General features: G+C 65.6%; 13 protein-coding genes. 8 read left to right on the top strand and 5 right to left on the bottom strand.

Going from position 1 to position 19,297, the window contains the following annotated elements; genetic code table 11:
- Positions 1-24: 24 nt before the first annotated feature.
- The 5 genes from ACP153_RS01925 to ACP153_RS01905 form a co-directional block, all read right to left on the bottom strand.
- A complete protein-coding gene (locus tag ACP153_RS01925; RefSeq protein WP_424969286.1) occupies positions 25-2,577 on the bottom strand; it encodes a DUF6923 family protein in 2,553 nt (850 codons plus the stop codon).
- Positions 2,578-2,606: 29 nt separating this feature from the next.
- Entirely contained in the window at positions 2,607-4,016 is a 1,410-nt protein-coding gene (locus tag ACP153_RS01920; RefSeq protein WP_424969285.1) for a nucleotide sugar dehydrogenase, read from the bottom strand.
- Between the two features lie 218 nt (positions 4,017-4,234).
- Positions 4,235-5,665: a mannose-1-phosphate guanylyltransferase/mannose-6-phosphate isomerase gene (locus tag ACP153_RS01915; RefSeq protein WP_424969284.1), complete on the bottom strand. Its 1,431-nt coding sequence runs from the start codon at positions 5,663-5,665 to the stop codon at positions 4,235-4,237.
- A gap of 156 nt (positions 5,666-5,821) precedes the next feature.
- Positions 5,822-7,414: a glycosyltransferase gene (locus ACP153_RS01910; RefSeq protein ID WP_424969283.1), complete on the bottom strand. Its 1,593-nt coding sequence runs from the start codon at positions 7,412-7,414 to the stop codon at positions 5,822-5,824.
- A complete protein-coding gene (locus ACP153_RS01905; RefSeq protein WP_424969282.1) occupies positions 7,401-8,807 on the bottom strand; it encodes an HlyD family secretion protein in 1,407 nt (468 codons plus the stop codon). Before ACP153_RS01905 ends, ACP153_RS01910 begins: the two co-directional genes overlap by 14 nt.
- Positions 8,808-9,023: 216 nt before the next feature.
- Here ACP153_RS01905 and ACP153_RS01900 point away from each other — a divergent pair, with 216 nt between their 5' ends.
- The 8 genes from ACP153_RS01900 (at position 9,024) to ACP153_RS01865 (ending at position 19,266) form a co-directional block, all read left to right on the top strand.
- The gene (locus ACP153_RS01900; protein WP_424969281.1) at positions 9,024-10,394 is read left to right on the top strand and encodes a phosphomannomutase; all 1,371 of its coding nucleotides are present in this window, start codon (positions 9,024-9,026) and stop codon (positions 10,392-10,394) included.
- 192 nt (positions 10,395-10,586) lie between these two features.
- Positions 10,587-11,174, top strand: a complete 588-nt coding sequence (locus tag ACP153_RS01895) for an alginate O-acetyltransferase AlgF (protein ID WP_424969280.1) — start codon at positions 10,587-10,589, stop codon at positions 11,172-11,174.
- A gap of 4 nt (positions 11,175-11,178) precedes the next feature.
- The gene (locus ACP153_RS01890; protein WP_424969279.1) at positions 11,179-12,555 is read left to right on the top strand and encodes an MBOAT family O-acyltransferase; all 1,377 of its coding nucleotides are present in this window, start codon (positions 11,179-11,181) and stop codon (positions 12,553-12,555) included.
- Positions 12,556-12,566: 11 nt separating this feature from the next.
- On the top strand, positions 12,567-13,580 hold the full coding sequence (locus ACP153_RS01885; protein ID WP_424969278.1) for an alginate O-acetyltransferase AlgX-related protein: 1,014 nt from the start codon (positions 12,567-12,569) through the stop codon (positions 13,578-13,580).
- Positions 13,577-14,893, top strand: a complete 1,317-nt coding sequence (locus ACP153_RS01880; protein WP_424969277.1) for an alginate O-acetyltransferase AlgX-related protein — start codon at positions 13,577-13,579, stop codon at positions 14,891-14,893. The genes ACP153_RS01885 and ACP153_RS01880 overlap by 4 nt, the downstream gene beginning before the upstream one ends.
- 136 nt (positions 14,894-15,029) lie before the next feature.
- A complete protein-coding gene (locus ACP153_RS01875; protein ID WP_424969276.1) occupies positions 15,030-16,445 on the top strand; it encodes an FAD/NAD(P)-binding protein in 1,416 nt (471 codons plus the stop codon).
- Positions 16,446-16,602: 157 nt separating this feature from the next.
- Positions 16,603-17,085, top strand: a complete 483-nt coding sequence (locus ACP153_RS01870) for a hypothetical protein (protein WP_424969275.1) — start codon at positions 16,603-16,605, stop codon at positions 17,083-17,085.
- Positions 17,086-17,217: 132 nt separating this feature from the next.
- Entirely contained in the window at positions 17,218-19,266 is a 2,049-nt protein-coding gene (locus ACP153_RS01865; protein ID WP_424969274.1) for a molybdopterin-containing oxidoreductase family protein, read from the top strand.
- Positions 19,267-19,297 lie beyond the last annotated feature (31 nt).

The raw sequence follows: 19,297 nt of genomic DNA, 5'->3' as shown, positions 1-19,297 counted from the left end.
CAAGGGCCCCCACGTGCCCTGCGATCAGAACAGGATGCCGTCGCAGATCTCGAGATAGAGCGCGTCGGACGGCCCTCCGTCCCGGGCATCGAAGCTGATCGTGCAGCCGCCCAGATCCACCGAGACGCTGTTATCTTGCTCCTGCGCCACATAGGTCGCGATCCAGAGATCCTCGGTCATGGCATCGGAGAGCAGCTCCAATGACCGCAGATCCAGCCGATCGGATTCCCCGTCCGCATTGCGGAAATCGGTGATCTGATCCTGGCTGCCATCGAGGTCATCTTCGCGGAAGATGAACCGGTCGCTTCCGGAGCCGCCCGTGGCGATATCCGCCCCGGCACCGAGATAGAGCCGGTCCGCGCCCGCGCCGCCATCGAGCACATCATCGCCCACATAGCCGGAAAGCTTGTCCTTGCCCGCGCCGCCGACCATCAGGTCATTGCCGGAGCCGCCCTTGATGTAGTCGACCCCGTCGCCGCCAAAGATCTGGTCATCCCCAGTGCCGCCATCGAGCTTGTCGTCGCCGGCATCCCCATGGAGGATATCCGCGCCGGATCCGCCCTTGAGGTCATCCTTGTCGGCGCCGCCAGAGAGGCTGTCATCCCCGCTGCCGCCGACCAGCACGTCCTGTCCGAGCTCGCCATAGAGCGTGTCGTGACCGGAGCCGCCATTCAGCGTGTCGGCACCATCGCCGCCCCAGAGCGTGTCCTGATCGCTGCCGCCATTCAGGATGTCATCGCCCGCGTCGCCGAAGAGCTGGTCGAACCCGGTGCCGCCATCCAGCGTGTCATTTCCGATCCCGCCATGGAGCTTGTCGTGACCGGCCGAGCCGCTGAGATAGTCGTCTCCTTCGCCGCCATGGAGCGTGTCGTCATCCTCGGGCAGGATGTTGCCATCCGCGTCATAGCGCACGCCGTCCGCGTCATAGGTCGAGACCGTGGTCGAGGTGCTGTTCGGACCCGCGCCGCCATAGATGGCATCGTTTTCGGCCCCGCCGCTCAGGGTGTCGCCGCGCCCCGCGCCGACAATCATGTCTTCGCCATAGCCACCATAGACGGTGTCGGCATCGGCGCCGGAATGGATCTGATCGTCGTAAGAGGTGGCGTCATCCGGGGTCTCGACCACTTCGGGCGAGCGGATCAGCACCTGGGCATATTGGTCCTTGTCGGCGAAGGGATCCATGGTGCGCGGATCCACAGCCCCGTCATTGGAGCTCGCCTTGGGCGCGTCGGAAACCAGCTCCAGCGTGACCTCGCCGGTCTCGGCATCTGTCAGAACCTGATAGATCCCGCCCGAGGAATTGGTACTGCTGTCCATGTCATGGTCGCCGCTATTGCCACCGGCATAGAGGTTGCCATCGCCATCGACGACAAAGGCGCCAAAGGTGATCGCAGGCACCCCGTCCAGCATTTCGCCATCGATCATCGTGCCGCTGATCGGCGTGGTCGAGAAGATCGGCTCACCGCCGCTTTCGACCTGCGAGATGTCGATCTGGAAAAGCTTCGCAGCTTCCCCGGCGACCTCGGGTTTGACGATGCCGTAGAAGGTGTTCGTGGCCGCATCAAAGCCCACATCCCAAACCTTGTCGGTGATCATCTCCTTGGGGAACTTGTAGGTTTCGGTGACCGGGTTGCCATCCGCATCAAGCTGGTCGAGATCGATCCGCGTCACGCGGTCCATGCTCGAATGAAAGGCCCAGAGGTTGCCGTCATCATCGATGTCGGCGGTCCAGCTGCGATAGGGGGTCGAGCCAATCCGATAGGCAGCACCAGAGGCGTCATACATCATCAGATCCGCCTCGGCGACCGCGTTGCCAAGCGCATCCACGCCCGGTTTGACCGCGATCCCGTAGATCAGATTGTCCTGCTGGTTAAAGCCGATGGCATTGACCACGACGGTCGCCTCGGCCCCGGCAGGGGTGTAGGTTTCGCTCACCGGATCAAAGATGTGCAGCTTGCCGTTGAGCACCTGATAGATGTGCGACTGACCCTCGGCGATGGATTTGACCGTGACGGTGTCGTCGCCGATTTCCTTGTCGGTTTCGTAGTAGAAGACCGGCAGATCGGTCAGGATCTCAGGGCCGCTTGATACGGTGGATTCGACCGACCGGAAGGTCAGCTCCCCCGGGCCGCCAGTGCCCTGAAACGCGACCATCTGATCCTGGAACACAGCGCTGTTGGTGTCAAAGGTGCTGATCACCTCTCCGTTCCACAGAACCTCGACCGCGCCGCTAAGCACATTGGCCCCGTAGTTTGCGGCAAGCTCGAAGCTGATCTCGTAGGTCGCACCGGCGAGAGTGTCGACGGACTGGCTCATGCTGGAATGGCCATTGCCTTCGTCGCGGACCGTCCAGGCGCCGTTCTCGCCATATTGGGCAAAGCTGGTGGCGGTGTCCGTGCCTTCGAGCAGGTTCTCCCCGATGAAATCGCCATAGACCACATCCGCGCCACCGGCGCTTTCGATCACGTCATCCCCGGCGAGGGCGAGAATTTCATCCGCTTGGGAGGTCCCGAGCAGGGTTTCGGTCTGACCGGTTCCCAGGATCTGGGTGCGGTCATTCAGGGTTGTGTCTGGCATGATGTTTCCTCTCTCTCACAATCACAGTTTCACCAGCCAATGCCTTGATAAGCATTGGTATTCGGGCACTCCTCAAAGAGGCGTACAACGTCGATGACAGGGGTCTGGGCCCGGGTCGCCGCGTCCTCGGCGATCTGGGCGTAGTGCGGGTTGGCCTGGGTCACGATCAGGGCGTCGGCCTGTGCGGCCACATCCTCGGGACGGGCCACGAGGAAGTCGCGCAGCTCGCCTGCAAGGGCGGCGAGGCCGGGGCTGCCGTGCTTGACATAGCCCAGCTGGCTTTCGATCGCGGTGTCCCTTGTGATGGCCGGATCATGCACCACGATCTCGATCCCCTCTTCGCGCAGGGCGGCAATCACCTCCAGGATCGGGCTCTCGCGCAGGTCATCCGTGCCCGGCTTGAAGGCCAGTCCGAGGATCCCGACGCGGCGGGCCCTGGTCTCGCGGGCCATGCGCACAGCGCTCTCGATCTGTTCGCGGTTAGAAGTGCCGAGATTTTCGATCATCGGCAGGGAGACCCCAGCGGATTTGGCGATATGGGCCACCGCGCGGACTTCCTTGGGCAGGCAGGAGCCGCCATAGGCAAAGCCGGGCTTGAGGTAATAGGGCGACAGGTTCAGCTTGGTGTCCTGGCAGAACACATCCATGACCGCGTGGCTGTCCACGCCCTGGGACTTGGCGAGCCGGCCGACCTCATTGGCAAAGCAGACCTTGGTCGCGTGCCAGACATTGTCCACGTATTTGACCATCTCGGCGGTCTCGATGGAGGTCAGGATCGGGCGTTCATCCACGGGGGCGTAGATCTCGCGCAGCATCTCGGCAGTGCGGGCGCAGGTAGCACCAATCACCGTCTTGGGCGGGGCGTAGAAATCTGCGACGGCCACGCCTTCGCGCAGGAACTCGGGGTTGAAGGCCACGCCGAAATCGACGCCGAGCCGCTTGCCAGACACCTCTTCGAGGATCGGGGTCATCACCTTCATGGTGGTTCCCGGCGGAATCGAGCAGCGCATGACAAAGACATGGAACTCTGATTTCCGCGCGAGCCCTGCGGCCATGGTGCGTGCGGCGGCTTCGATGAAGCGGTAGTCGCACCCACCATCCGGCGCGGTGGGCGTGCCCACGGAGACAAAGGTCACATCGGTTCCGAACACCGCCTCGGCCAGGTCTTCGGTGGCAGAGACGAGCCCGTTCTGAACCCCTTCATCCAGCAGCTTGCCCAGATCCTTTTCGTGGATCGGCGAGCGGCCTGCGGCGATGTCGGCGACCTTGGCCGCGTCGATATCCACGCCCACGACCTTGTGGCCCAGGCTCGACAGGCACGCGGTGGAAACCGCGCCCACATAGCCCAACCCGACGACGGAGATGGCCAGTTTGGCCGTGACGGGAAGGGCGGCCTCAAACCCGGCGCGGGCGAAGTCGAAAGATGCGATGTCCAGCATGGTGAAAACCTTTCACGTAAACTCTTGTTACCGTTGATGAGGTTTTAACCCGCTGAATTCGCGAAGTATTTTAACTGAAAGACTAGATCTTTCCGCAAAAGCATCGCGCGGCTGTTCTTTCGGATAGGAGGGGCGCGCGGATGGGATTTGCCCATAAAAAAGGCCCGCGATACCGGCAATCCGGTAGCGCGGGCCAAGCCTGATTTCCGTGAGTGGGGTCAGGCGACTTGTTGCTCGGGGGCGCGTGCGTAAACGTCCTCGTAGCGAATAATATCGTCCTCGCCGAGATAGGCGCCGGACTGGACCTCGATCAGGTTGAGGGGGACCTTGCCGCGGTTCTCGAGCCGGTGAACGGCGCCGAGCGGGATGTAGACCGACTGGTTCTCGCTCACGAGGGAGACGTCGGTATCCACGGTCACATGGGCGCTGCCTTCGACCACGACCCAGTGCTCGGCCCGGTGGAAATGGCTCTGCAGGCTGAGGGCCGCGCCGGGTTTCACCATGATCCGCTTGACCTGGTAGCGTTCGCCCAGGGACAGGGTCTCGTAGTAGCCCCAGGGGCGGTGGCAGCGGCGGAAGCCTTCGGCCTGCGGTGCGTCCTGGATCTTGAGCTCGGCCACGACCTCCTTGACGCGCTCGCTGTCGTCGAGATTGGCCACGAGGATCGCGTCATCGGTGGCAATCGCGGCGATGTTTTCGAGCCCCAGCCCCACGAGTTTGGTATCGGTGGTGTTGGATTTCAGCAGCGTGTTCTTGCAGTCGATCTGCAGGGCGTCGCCCTCGACCGTGTTGCCCGCCGCGTCCTGATCCGAAGCACCATGCACCGAGCGCCAGGAGCCGAGATCGGTCCAGCCGCAGGAGACCGGGATCACCTGCAGGGCCTCGGCGGCCTCCATGATTGCGTAGTCGATCGAGATGTCCTCGCAGCGGGCGTAGGCCTGCTCGCCGAGGCGGAAGAAGCACAGATCGTCCTTGCCTGCCGCCATGGCTGCGCGGACCGGCATCACGAGGCGCGGGGCGAGCACTTCGAAGGCCTCGATGATCGTGCGGACCTTGAACATGAAGATCCCGGCATTCCACATGTGGCGGCCATCCTTGAGCAGTTGCTGGGCCACGGCCTTCTTCGGCTTCTCGACGAAGGATTTCAGCTCCTGCGGCTTGCCCAGTTCCGGGGCGCCGGTGAGCTCCAGATAGCCATAGCCGGTCTCGGGTGCGGTGGGCTTGATCCCGAAGGTCACGAGATGTCCGTCCCGGGCCGCGGCCTCGCCAGCGGCGACGGCCTCAAGGAAGGCCTCGGTGTCGGCGATCTGATGATCGGAGGGCGAGACCAGCAGGACTGCTTCGGGCGTTGCCTCGTGGCGCAGGGCGGCGGCGAGGATGGCCGGGGCGGTGTTGCGGCCCATGGGCTCGAGCAGGATCGAGGCGCCCTCGATGCCCGCATCATCCAGCTGCTCAGCGGTGATGAAGCGGAAATCGTTGCCGGTGATGATCGTGGGAGCGGCAAAGGACGCCCCCTGAAGGCGGGTCACGGTGTTCTGAAACAGGCTCTGCGCCCCCACCAGTTCGGTGAACTGCTTGGGGTAGCTCTTGCGCGACGCAGGCCAAAGACGGGTACCGGAGCCACCAGCGAGGATAACGGGGATGATCATTACGAATACTCCTTTGCTTGATCTCTTGGGATGAACATGCCGGGACGGACCGGCAAAATCGTCTGTCCGAGAGGATCAAACCCGCGCCCTTTCGAGAATTGTCCTATCCTTTGGGATAGGCCGGGCGCGGGGGGGCTGAGGTCGCCTGCGGAGCGGTCAAAACCAGCTCGGGGCGGGCAGGGCGCCGATATAGATCGCAAGCCCCGAGACGAAGGTGGCCACGGCGATCACGAGCTGGGCCTTGGCCGTCCAGTTCTGCATCCGGGCCAGGGTGCCACCGCCTCCGCCCGCGCTCTGATTGCCGCGATTGGACCATTTCTGCTTGGAGAGGTGGAAGATCATGAAGATCTTCACCGAGGCGTTGATCACCTGATTGAAGTAGAGGATGAACGGCCAGCTCAGATCCACGGTCCGGCTGTAGCGAAAGAGGAAGAGGCACAGCACGACCCGGCTGAAGATGACCCAGATGAGCGCGCTCACCAGGTACATCGGGTCGACGAAGGCCGCGAGGATCGCCAGGGTCGGGCTCACCATCATGGTCCACATGGCGATCCGCTGATCCACAATGCACCACCAGATGAAGGGCTTCACCTGACGCGGCCCGAGCGCGATGGCGCGGGTCCCGTTGCGCAGCATGTTCCCGGACCATCGGCGGAAGTTCTGGATCATCCGCTCCAGCCCGTTCTCCTTGATCACTTCGATCGTGTAGACAGTGGCGTCCGGCACATAGGTCATCTTCGAGCCGCAGGTCAGCATGTGGTACCAGGTCGACTTGTCGTCCCCGGACAGAAACCGGAACCGACCCCAGAGCCAGTGGTCCAGATGATCCGCCTCGATCGTGCGGATGAAGCGCTCGCTCAGCATGTGCTGGGCGCGAAAGACGCTCATCCGTCCGGTCAGGGTCAGCACCTTGTCGGACATGGCGTGGCTCTGCATGGCCAGGCGGCGCTGGGCAAAGCGCATGTCGAGCCAGTTCGCGATCCATTTCGGGCCGTAGCAGATGACCTCCTCATCGGTGGTCAGGGCCTGCAGCTCGGGATCGGCGCCGAACATCGACAGGGTCTTCTCCATGACGTCCTGCCCATAGAGCGCATCGCCATCCATGAAGATCACCAGATCATCCGGATCCACCCCGTTGCGGTTGATCGCCCGCAGGATGAGGCCAATGGCCATGCGCTTGCCCGGCTGGTTCTGGCGGATGAAAACAAGCTCGGCGAGGTCATCGGGGATGTCCTGGGCGTGGGTCTCGACAAAGGCGCGGATGATCAGCTCGTCATAGGCGGAGCCCGTGCCGATATAGAGCGTCGTGGGGATCCCTTCGCGCTTGATCTGGCCAAGGATCGAGCCGATGACGCGCTTGGTGATCGCCGGTTCCTCGTAATAGGTGGTCATCTGGATATGCAGCCGCCGGGGCCGCCAGCCCGATTGCCAGACCGCATCGGCCTTGGCGCGCATGCGGGGCCATTTCACCCGGCGATAGATCTCGGCGCGCACCGCATGGGTGAACCACCAGCCGAACCGCCAGCTGCCCAAAGCCCCGATCACGAAGGTCACATGCAGCACGTCGGGCTGAAAGAACCGGTTCTGAGTGCTGACCACCAGATAGATCAGGCCGGTCATCCCAACCGCCAGCGCAAAGAGCTGCCGCCAGCTCCACTTCGCCAGGCCCCGTTTCGGCGGGCCTTGGAACCCGCGCAGGCGCTGGGTCAGGTCCTTGTCGAAGGCGTATTCATTCTCAGGAGCGTACATCGATCAGCTCCATCACTTGGGTGATCCAGGCAGGGCGGCGCGCGAGCTTGAGCTCCATGGGCGCGTCGGGCCGCAAAAGCTCGGGCGCGTCGCGCATCACCCACTCGGCCGGCAGGACCGAGACCCGCAGGCCAAAGCTGCCCGCGCGGTCCGGGTTCGCCATGGCGACCACATCCTCGACCACGCCCGCGATCTGGCGGGTTTGCCCGCCGCTGATCGCGGTCAGGTTGGCGGTCATGCCGGGATAGACGGCAGCGGCCATGCCCTCATCGAGCCAGCCGATCACGCGACGCGGCCCGGCTTCCTCAAGCGTGAGGGCCAGATCGCCGCGAGACAAAAACTGATCCTCAAAGGCGGGGATCTCGGCGACGATCCCATCGGCCAACGCCACGATATCCGCCGCGCCGCCAATGTCCTTTTCGGAGCTCAACGCGCGCTTGAGCTGGGCGATATCGTCCTTCTGGTCGCGCAGCATGTCTTCGAGATACTCGCGCCGCGCATGGAAATCATCCGCGCGCTGAGAAATCTCGGCATCAAACAGGGCGAGTGCCTGCTGGGTCCGGCGCACCTCCTGCAGGGAATGGTTGCCGAGGAAGTCTGCGGGCCGCCGCGCGGCGATGGCTGTCCCCAGCGCGAGCTCGAGCGGGCGGCGCGCATCGGCGAGCCCCTCCATATGGAGCGCGAGGGCCTTGCGGGTCTGCCGCGCATCGGCCTCGGCCCTGCGCAGATCCGTGCGGATCTCGGTCAGGGTGCCGCCATGGCCCGGGCTCGACAGCACCACGAGGGTCTGTCCCTGGGTCACCGCTTCGCCGGGCACGACGCGGATCTCGTCCACATAGGCTCCGGTGGGGGCGCGATGCTCGACCAGCTCGGCCACAACGCGGGCCTGACCGACGGGAATGGTGCTGAGCCGCGACCAGATCTGCTGCCCCAAGAGGCCGAAGACCACCACGCCAATCAGGCAATAGACCAGCAGGTTCCAGACCACCCGCAGGCTGCGCGGGGTCTTGCCCGCCGTGGCAACCGTTTTTTCCTCCTCGGTCTCCTCCATGGGGACGAGATCGACGGGGGTGTCGAGACTGGTGATCACCTCCTCTGTGCTGGCCATCCGACCCGACAGGATCGAGCGATAGAACACCGACAAGGTCTCGCGCTGGCGCCCGGTCAGCCCGTCAAAGACAAGCTCCCGCGGGCCGGAGCCGGGCTGAAACCGGACGGGGAAGCGGATATCGACCCCCTGGAACGGGATCGACAGAATGCCCTGGCTCGGCAGCACATCGGTCTCGGTCGGAAAGGTCAGGCTGCTCAGGGACCATTCCGTCACGGTCACACTGTCCCCGGTCGCCAGCTCGAGCCCGAGCGGCGCGCGGACCTGAAAGGACAGGTCGGACATGGGTCTTTCGTGGCGGATTTTCACGGAACTAAGCCTCGGCAACTGGGAACTTGCCTTGATCTACCAGTCCCGGGCACGGCTGTGCGGGTGCGGAGGGGTAGGGCGACGTCTCGAAAGTATAGTCGGGAGGCATGGGTATAGCGCGGCGCAAAAAGGCTTCTCAGAGCGCGGCTTGGCTGTTTATCCCAAGGGCAGTTTCAAATTGGAGTGTGAGCGATGCGTACCCTGACCTGTTTCAAAGCCTATGATGTCCGCGGCCGTGTGGGCGACAACCTGGATGCCGATATTGCCTATCGGATTGGCCGCGCCCTGGCCGAAACCCTCGCGGCGCGCTCGGTGGTGGTGGGGCGCGATATCCGTGACAGCTCTCCCGTGCTGCTGGCCGCGCTGGTCGAGGGGCTGCGGGATGCGGGTGCGGATGTGAAGGATATCGCGCTCTGCGGCACGGAAGAGGTCTATTTCGCCACCGATCATTTCGGCGCGGATGCCGGGGTGATGGTCACCGCCTCCCACAACCCGATCGACTATAACGGGGTCAAGATGGTCGGCGCGGGCGCGCAGCCCCTGAGTGACGTGGCCTTCCGCGCGATCGAGGCGCGCGCGGCAACCCATGCCTTCGCGGCGCCAGCTGCGCGGCGCGGGCAACACGAGATGGTCTCGGCCCGCGAAGCCTATGTGGCGCGGGTCTGCTCCTTCGTGGATCCGGCCGCGATCGGGCCGATCCATCTGGTGGCCAATCCGGGCAATGGCTGTGCCGGACCGACCTTTGACGCGATCCTTGGCCACCTGACGGCGCGCGGCGCACAGATCAAGGTGACCCGCTTGCACCACACCCCCGATGCGCGCTTTCCCAATGGCATTCCGAACCCGCTCCTGCCCGAGAACCAACCGGTCACGGCGGAGGCCGTGAAAGCCCATGGCGCGGATCTCGGCGTTGCCTGGGATGGCGATTTCGACCGCTGCTTCTTCTTTGACGAGGCAGGCGGGTTCATCCCCGGGGAGTTCGTGGTGGGCCTGCTCGCCCAAGCGGTTTTGGAGGCGCGCCCGGCGGCCAATATCGTTTACGACCCGCGCGTGGTCTGGAACACCCAGCGCATCGTTTCCGAATGTGGCGGGCAGGCGATCATGTCCAAGACCGGTCATGTGCTCGTGAAGGACAAGATGCGGGCGAGCAAGGCGCTCTATGGCGGCGAGATGTCGGCCCATCACTACTTTCGCGACTTCATGTATTGCGACAGCGGGATGATCCCGTGGCTTTTGATGCTGGAGCGGCTGAGCCGCGCCAAGACACCGTTTTCGAGCCTCGTGGCCGAGATGCGGCAGCGTCACCCGTCCTCGGGCGAGATCAACTTCCGTGTTGAGAGCACCGAGGAGGTGACCGCGCGCTTGAAGCAGCGCTACGCCCCCGCCGCCGAGACCGTGGATGGGCTCGACGGGGTGAGCATGGAGTTCGGCGATTGGCGCTTCAATCTGCGGGCCTCGAACACCGAACCGCTGCTGCGCCTGAATGTCGAGACGCTGGATTGTCCCGAGCTCTTGCAGGCGCGCGTGGCCGAGCTGACGGAAGCGATCCAGGCCGCCGCCTGATCAGGGGCAGAGCCCTGCTGAACCGGACCGCTCGGGAGGAAGCTCCCGGGCGGTTTTTCTATGTACGTCAATGCGTTGAGCTGATGTGTTCCAAGGGGCAGGGGCGTAGCCCTCCGAGAGCTGCAGCTATACTTTTGCACAGCCTGCGCGCCTTCGCATTGGGGTATCTCTGCACCAACAGAGGAGCCCGTTATGCCAGTTCGATCCCTTCCCAAATTCATTGCCCTTGGCATCTGTCTCGCCGGCGCAGGCGCGCTCCAAGCAGCGGATAACACGCTCTATGACGCGCCTCCGCCCGAGGATGCGGCCTTCCTGCGCTGGATTGAGCCGGGCCTCGCGCCCGAGATCTATGGCATTGCCGCCCTGGGCGCGGAGGGGGACGTGTTTCACCCGGTCTCCGCAGCGGCGACCGAGGGCGCGCAGGCCGGGGTCTACTACACCGCCGCGCGGGATGCCGAGGGTACGCTCGTGGTGATCGAGGAACCCGCGCGCCCGGACCGCACCAAGGTGCAACTCACCCTGGTGAACCTGGCCGAGGCGCCCGTACGGCTCGAAGTTGCCGGACAGGACATGGTCGTGGTGGGAGAGACCGCCACCGGGACGGCTGCCGCGCGCGCCGTGAACCCGGTGGCGGTCGCGCTCACCGTGGTTACCGCGGATGGCGCTGCGCTGGGTCAGTTCGAGGTCCGCCTGCGCCGCGGCCAGAACCTGACCTTTGTGGCCCGCGCCGAGGGGGCGGAGCTGATTGCCAATCGCTTTGGCCCCACCCTGGCGGAGTGAGACCATGGTCTTCTCCACCCCCATCTTCCTTTTCGGGTTTCTGCCAGTTTTTCTGGCGGCCTATTACCTCGTGCCGAAGCGCGCGCGGAACTGGCTGATCCTGCTGGCCTCGACCCTGTTCTACGCCTGGTGGCGGGCGGATGCGCTGATCGTGCTCTACGGCATCGCCGGGGCGAGTTATCTCGCCGGGCGCGTCGCCGCCAGCACCTCGGGCGACAGGGTCCGGATCTGGGCTGTGCGGATCGGGGTCGGGGTCAACCTCGCGGTGTTGGGCTGGTTCAAATACACGACCTTCATTCTGGGCAACCTCAACACGGCTTTGGGTGGTGACGCGCTCACCGTGCCGGAGATCATCCTGCCCATTGGCCTCTCGTTTCTGGCCTTCCAGTCGATCAGCTATGTCATCGATGTCGCCCGGGGCGATGCCCCGCCCGCCCGCAAACTGGTGGATTTCCTCGCCTTCTCCTCGCTCTTTCCGCAGCTCATCGCGGGGCCGGTCCTGCGCTACAAGGACCTCGCCCATCAGTTCGAGGCGCGGACACATTCCCTGGCGATCTTCGCCCGGGGCATGCGGCGCTTCATCGAGGGCGTGGCCATGAAGCTCCTGATTGCTGACAGTGTCGCCCCGTTGGCGGACCGGATCTTTGCGCTTCCGGATCCGACGGCTGCCGAAGCCTGGCTGGGTGCGGTCGCTTATTCCATCCAGCTGCTCTTTGATTTCGCGGGCTATTCGGCCATGGCCATTGGGCTTGGCCTGATGATCGGGTTCCGCTTTCCGGAAAACTTCGATGCGCCCTATACCAGCCGCTCGATCACCGAGTTCTGGCGGCGCTGGCATATCAGCCTGTCGCGCTGGTTGCGGGACTACCTCTATGTGCCGCTGGGCGGCAATCGGGGCGGGGCGCTCAAGACCTATCGCAACCTGCTTTTGACCATGGTGCTGGGCGGGATCTGGCACGGGGCGAACTGGACCTTCGTGGTTTGGGGGATCTGGCATGGCGGCTTGATGGCTCTGGAGCGTGCGCTGGGTGCCAAGACGCGCGAGACCGTCTGGCCAGGTCTGCTCGCCTGGCCCCTGACCATGGGTTTCGTGATCCTCGGCTGGGTGGTGTTTCGGGCCGAGAGCCTTGGCGCGGCCCTGTCAATGTATGGCGGAATGTTCGGCATGAACGGGCTCGCCATGCGGCCCGAATTGATCACGCTGACCGCCCCGACCGAGGCGCTCTGCCTCCTGCTTGGCGGCGCGCTCTCGGTGCTGCCACGGGGCACACTGCGCGCCCCGGCGCTCGCGCAGCGGCTGCAACCGGCGCTTTTGTCCTTCCTGTGCTGCGTAGTGGTGCAGGCCCGGACCGAAAGCCCCTTTCTCTATTTCCAGTTCTGAGGAGGCCTGAGATGGACCCGAAATCCGACCCCCTGATCCCCCTCGCTTTGGTCGGCGGGTTGGCCGCCCTGTCGGTCGCGGCCTTGCTGCGCGTCGACGCGGGCACGCCGCTCCGGGGCTGGGCCGATGGCAGCTATCAACGCGGGTTTGAGGCCCGGTTTGAGGCGGCGCTGCCGACCCAGACTGGTGCGGTGGAACTTTGGGCTGCGCTGCGCTGGCAACTCTTGCGCGAACCAGCCCAGGGCGCTGTGGCGGGCGAGGGCGGCTGGCTTTTCACCGCTGAGGAGTTCACTGAGCCCAAGGCGCCGCGTGATCTCGCGGCGGAGCTTGCGCGGGTGGCGGCTGAGCTTGACGCGCGCGGCATTCAGCTCGCCCCGGTGATCGTGCCGGACAAGGCGCGGATGCAGGAACACCTCCTGCCGCGGGGCCGCTCCGCCGGGTTCGCGGCGCGCTACGGTCGGGCGCTGGAAACGGTCGAGGCGGCAGGATTGCCCGTGATCGACCTGCGCCCTGCCTTGAGCGATGATCGCGCCTTTCTGCGCACGGACACCCATTGGAGCCCCGAGGGCGCGCGCCGTGCCGCCGAGGCTATCGCCACCGCCCTGGACCCGTTCACGCTGAGCCCCCGTAAGGTCACCACGAGGGCCACCGGGACCCGGGCCTTCGATGGCGATCTCGCGGGCTTCGTGCCGACCGGCGCCTTCCGGCCCCATCTCGGCCCGCACCCGGAACAGATCGCGACCTACGAGACAGAAGTGGCCAGCGCGGGCGGCCTCTTTGGCGCCGCAGAGATCCCCGTGGCGCTGGTTGGCACGAGCTTCTCGGCCAAGCCCGACTTCCATTTCGCGGGGTTCCTGCAGCAGGCGCTCCAGGCCGATCTGATCAATGCCAGCGCCGTTGGGCAGGGCCCCTTCGCGCCCATGGACGCCTTTCTCGCCGAGCTGGACGGGCTCGACGCCCTGCCAGCCCTTGTCCTCTGGGAGATCCCGGAGCGTTACCTCACCTCAAGGAGCCCCAAGCCATGAAACTCGCATCCCTTATCGGAACCGCCGCCTTGCTCGCCGCCCCGCTGGCGCTTGCCGAGCCCTATTGCCCGGCGCTGCTCGAGGCCGAGAGCCTGCCCAAACGCTACGCCAAGGTCGCGCCGATCCACAGTGACCGGCAGAGCGGCTGGATGTTCACGCAAGACCAGCTGAAGGACCGCTACGACATGAAAACCAGCGCCGCGACCCTGGTGACCGAGATCGCCCGAGCCTTCGCCTCGCGCGATGTGGCGCTGGCGATCCTCATCGCCCCACCGCGACCGGTCGTGGCGGGCCAGGCCCGGCTCGATGGGGCCATGGGGGACGCGCGCTACGATCTGGCGGCGGCAGAGGCGTCCTTCTCGAAGCTCATCGCCGAGTTGAGCGCGACCGGCGCCATCGTGCCCGATCTGCAGGCGCTGGCGCTGGGCGATCCCACGTTGCGAGAGGGGTTCTATTTCCGACGCGACACCCATTGGACGCCCATGGGTGCGGCGGCGAGCGCCAGCGCCCTCGCAGCACTGACGGCGCAGACGACCCCGTCTCTCTTTCCAAAGGCGGCCCCCTTTGAGCTGATCGAGGCCCCGGGCACGGGGTTGGAGGAGGACGGCTCCCTCGCCGAGATCCTGCGAAAGGCTTGCGCGGAGGAGCCGGGGGCCGAGACAGCCCCCCTCTATGATCTGGCGCGACCGTCATCGCTCGGGCTGTTGGACAGCGCGGCGGAGGGCCCGTCGATTGCCCTTCTGGGCAGCAGTTTTTCCAACCGCAACAAATCCGACGACTACCGGTTTGGCGATGCGCTCTCCCGGGCTTTTGACGCAGAGGTCGAGAACTTCTCGGTCTCTGGCGGCGGGCCCATCGGCGCGATCGAGGCCTATGTCCTCTCCGGAGCGCTGGATCGGCACGATCACGCGCTGGTCGTCTGGGAGTTGCCCTATACCGAGAGCTTCAACTCCACGTCCTTCCTGCGCCAGCTTCTCGGTGCGCTGGAGGCGCAGGACGCCCGTGGCCAAGCCATTCCCGTGGCAGCAGCGCCCGGCCAGCGCATCGAGATCCCTCTCACGGGTGGTGCCTCTGCCGGGATCGAGGTCGTCACGCGCGGGCTCAAGGACCAAAACATGCGGCTCGAGCTGCGCTTCGATGATGGCTCCAAGGGCAAACTCTCGCTCCGGCGGCGTCGGGCGGTGCCGGTCGAGATGCGCTCCCACAGCGTGTTCGGCAGCCTCGCGCATTTCGGGTCCAAAACGCCGGTCGCGCTGACCCTGACCCCGGCCAAAGGGGCAGAGATCGCGGATATCCGGCTCTTTCCCGGGTGAGGGGGGCGTCCGCGCCGCTGGAGCTGGCCCGCCGCAACACTGCGGCACGGCGCACCAGCGGCGCGGCGTCGAGTTGACCGGAAGGGGTGCGCGGTACTACAGGTCGGAGACCCCGAAATCTGAGAAAGTGATCCGCGTGCTGCCCCAAGAGCGACCCCATGTAATCGTTGGTGATGGAATTACGGCGCTGGCCTTTCTGGAGATTTGCGCACCGGAACCGGGACAACGGGTGATCGTGCTGGGACAGCGGGCGGCGGAGCTTGGGCGCGGTCTGGCCTATGCCAAGGGGGAGGTGGGGACGCCCTGGCGCTATGCCTATCTTCTGAACTCGCCCGCCGACGATATCGACCCGGACTTCGCGAAATGGCTGGCGGCGCGCTGGGACCAGATCACCGAGACCATGGCCGGGCGCGCGCCCGATTGGCTGGGGGCGGCGCAGCCCCTGATCGCGACCGGGGATCTCTATGGCGTCAACGCACCCCGGGAATTCTATGGCGATTTCATGGAGGAGCGGACCGAAGCCGCGATTGCGCGGCTCAAGGCGCGCGGCGTGGAGGTGGACCTGCTCGAGGATCAGGCGGTCTCGCTGGAGGTCAGCGGCAAGGGCATCACCCTGCGCACCGAGGCCGGACGGGAGATCGTGGCCAGCGGGCTCGATGTGGCGCCGGGCGGCCCGTCGACCATGCGCTTTGCGGGGGATGACAGCGCCTTCAGCGCGCCCTCGGTCTTCGGGCATGAGGCGCGGATCGCGACCCATATTCAGCGCGGGGCCGAGATCTTTTGCATCGGGGGCAATGCCGCGATGCTCGACGTGCTGCGTCTCTGCCAGAGCCTGCGCGATGCGGAGGATCTGCGCTTTGTCGCCTGCGCGCCCGATGGCGAGATCCCGGAGCCGCTGGTGCCGCGCTTGCCGCGCAAGCTGACGGAACCGCGCCTGACCCAGGGACATATGACGGCCGCGACCTTCCTCGCCGAGGTGGCCGCCGAGATTGCGCGCGCCAAGGCCGAGGGCGACGAGATGCGCGAGATCCGCGCGGGCTTTCGCGCGCATTTCCTCGAAAACCCGCTCTCGGGCTATGTGACCGACCCCGAGGAGGCGCGGCAGGTGCCGGGCAAGTTGCGGCTTTGGCTGCGTGGAGGCACGCGGGACACGATCGCCGATATGCACCAGTTTGTCGAAGCCGGTCGGGCCAGGGTGATCCAGGCCATGGTCACAGCGATTGAGCCGGGGGAGGCGGGCGCCACGGTGATCCTGCGCGACCCCGAAGGGCAGGAGCAGCGCCATGAAACCGGCTTTGTGGTGAACTGCGCCGGGGCCGGGCCGAACTCGCGCTTTGACCCGCTGTCCGAGGACATGCTGCGTCAGGGGATGATCACGCTCTGCCCGACGACGAAGGGGATTCGTGTTGGCCCCGGCTGCCAGACCGCAGCGCCTGGCGTGCGCTACCTGTCGCCCGTGACCAGCGAGATCGGGGGCGATGTGGTGGCCATGCCGCTCTTTGATGCGCATATGTTGCGCGCTTATGTGGCGCGAGCCGGGGCGACAGCCTGATCTCAGTCAAGTTTGGGTGTATTTGGTGCAATCCGCTCGCGGTTTGCGCGAATTTTCGTGCGAAAACCTGAAAACCATACTAGGGTTTCTTAAGGATCCGCGATGCAACCTATGCCTGTATCGGCTGCCTGCGCGGTCCAGAGAATAGGGGCGTTCCATGTCGGATTTCCTCAAGACCGCGGGGGTCGCGTTCATTGTGCTCGGCACCGGGGCCGGGACCGTCAGCGTGATGAACGAAGACCTGCCGGACCTGACCGTGCCCGCGCTCCCCTGGGAGGCGAGTGGCGCGCTGGACGGACGCATCTTTGCCACAAAGGACACGATCGAGGAAACCGGCGAGGTGATCCACGACACGCTGCGTTTCTTCGAAGGGCGGTTCCAGTCCGCGCGCGCGCAGGTCTATTGCGATTTCGGCTGGACGGAGTACCAGACCTGGCTCGAAGAGGATGTGGTGCACTTTACCACCACGACCCTCTGCGAAGACGCGCCGCATACGGTGGTCTGGTACGGCACGGTGCGCGGGGACGCGATCCTTCTGGAAGGGACATGGACCACCCGTCGCTGGTACTGGACCCAACAGACCCTGGTGACCGGGATCGGCCAATCGGCCCTCGTCGCCCATAGCACCCCCCGGATCTGATCGGCGTTTGCCACTTTCGTGAGCACAGCGGCTCTGCGCGCAGGACCACATGCGCCGGGCTCTCGCGCGGACTGGCCAGACCCTCCCGCCCATGCATAGACTGGTCCGACCCAGACAGGCGGAGTGCGCGAGATGCCCAAGACCGTTCGGACCATGTGCCCGATGAACTGCCATCCGACCCTCTGCGGTATGGAGGTGACGCTGGATGACGGCGGGGCGGTCGCGATCACCGGGGATGTCACCAACCCCGATAGCGAAGGCTTTCTCTGCATGCGCGGCAAGGCTGCCCATGAGATCGTTGGCAATTCCCGCCGCCTGCTGCAGCCCGTGACGCGGGCCCGTCGCGGCTCCGAGGCGTGGGAGGTTACGAGTTGGGACGCTGCCCTCGACCGGATCGCCGGGCATATGCAAGCGGTTGGACGGGAGGCGGTCGGGTTCTGGCAGGGCCATGGCAATTGGGGCAATGACTATGCCTTTGGCCTGAAACGCGCGCAGATGGACCGCTTCGCGAACCTCTATGGCTGCCAGGTCTGGAACCCTGCGATGATCTGCTGGGGGCTCGGGGCGTTCGGGCTGGGCCTGACCGGCGCGATCGAGACCTCGACCAAGGAAGATCTGAGCGCGCAGTCCGAGATGGTGATCCTCTGGGGGGCGAATACGGTCAGTCAGGCCAATACGCTGCGCCATGTGGAGATCGCCAAGCGGCGCGGCGCCCGGGTTGTGGTGATCGATGTGCGCCGGACCGAGGCCTCGGCGCTGGCCGATGAGGTTCTGCTGCTGCGGCCCGGGACGGATACTGCGCTGGCACTGGCGATGATGCAGGTGATCCTGGCCGAAGGGCTGTGGGACCAAGCCTTTGTGGCTGAGCACACGGTGGGGTTCGCGGAGCTTTCCGACCATCTGGCGGACAAGACTCCGGATTGGGCGGCGGTGCAGACTGGCCTCCCAGGCGCGCAGATCGCAGCGCTTGCGCGCCGCTATGCGGCCAGCCCCGCGGCGATGATCGTACTCGGCGGCTCCTCGGTCCATAAGGGAGAGAACACTTGGCAGGCCGCTCGGGCCATCGGCTGCCTTCCGGCGCTGACCGGCAATTTCGGACGCCCCGGCGGAGGGATCGGCCCGCGCCACGGGGGGCGCAGCCACGGGGTGGGGTTCGTCGACATCTCGGCAGCTGATCGGCGCCCGCCCGGGCGCTACGTGCCGAACCAGATGGAAGCGATCCTAGAGGCGCTGGAGAGCGGCGCGGTGAAGGTGCTCTTCACCCTTGGTTCGAACCTGCTGTCGTCTTTTCCCGATACCGCGCGCACCAAGGCCGCGTTGGCCAAGGCGGAGCTGGTCATCGCCCATGACATCTTTCCCAACCAGACGATCCGCGAGGCCGCCGATATCGTGCTTCCGAGCACGATCTGGCTGGAGGAGATCGGGGCGAAATCCACCAACACCCATGTTCATCTCTGCGACCGGATCCTGCCCGCGGCGGGGGCGGCGCGCCCGGTGCATGAGATCTATATCGGGCTGGCGGAGCGCCTCGGTGTTGCGGATGCCTATCCCTGGCCGGATCAGGAGGCGGCTGTGAATGCCGTGCTCGACCACCCGGCCACGGGCCATGCCACGGTCGAGAGCCTGCGCGCGGGGGGCGGGCGCGCGGCGCTCAAGGTCTCCCATGTGGCGTACCCGACCAAGGCCTTCACGACGCCCTCGGGCAAGATCGAGTTCGTCTCGAACAGGGCGGCCCAGATGGGGCTGCCCGCCCTGCCCGAAGCGCCCGACACCTCGGAGGAGGCAGGGCTCATCCTCGCCCATGGCCGGACCTTTGCGCATTTCCATTCCTTCTTCGATCACGCCCGGGCCTTGCCGACACTGGCGGCGCGCGAGGCCGCCCCGGCGCTCTGGATTGCGCCTGCGGATGCAGAGGCCCGAGGGATCGCCGATGGGGCGGAGGTCGAGATGCACAATGCCCGCGGGGCCTTCGTGGCCGAAGCCAAGGTGACGCCGCGCATTCCGGCGGGCGTGGTCTGGATCCGTGATGGCTGGCCCGGGCTCAACGCCCTGACAGACGCCAGCGCGGTCCTGCCCGAGGCGGCGCTCACGACCTTTCCCTTCTCGGTCGGGCAGAGCCACTACGGCGCGCGGGTCGAGCTGCGCCCCCTGACCGCCGATGGCGGTGACGGAGCGGCTTGACCTTTCCCGCCAATCCGCCCTTTCATCCGCC

The organism is Dinoroseobacter sp. S76, assembly GCF_049801095.1.
In the GTDB taxonomy this organism is placed as follows: Bacteria; Pseudomonadota; Alphaproteobacteria; order Rhodobacterales; family Rhodobacteraceae; genus Dinoroseobacter.
Note: the sequence above shows the minus strand (reverse complement) of the source record. Positions and strands in the feature narration are given on the sequence as shown.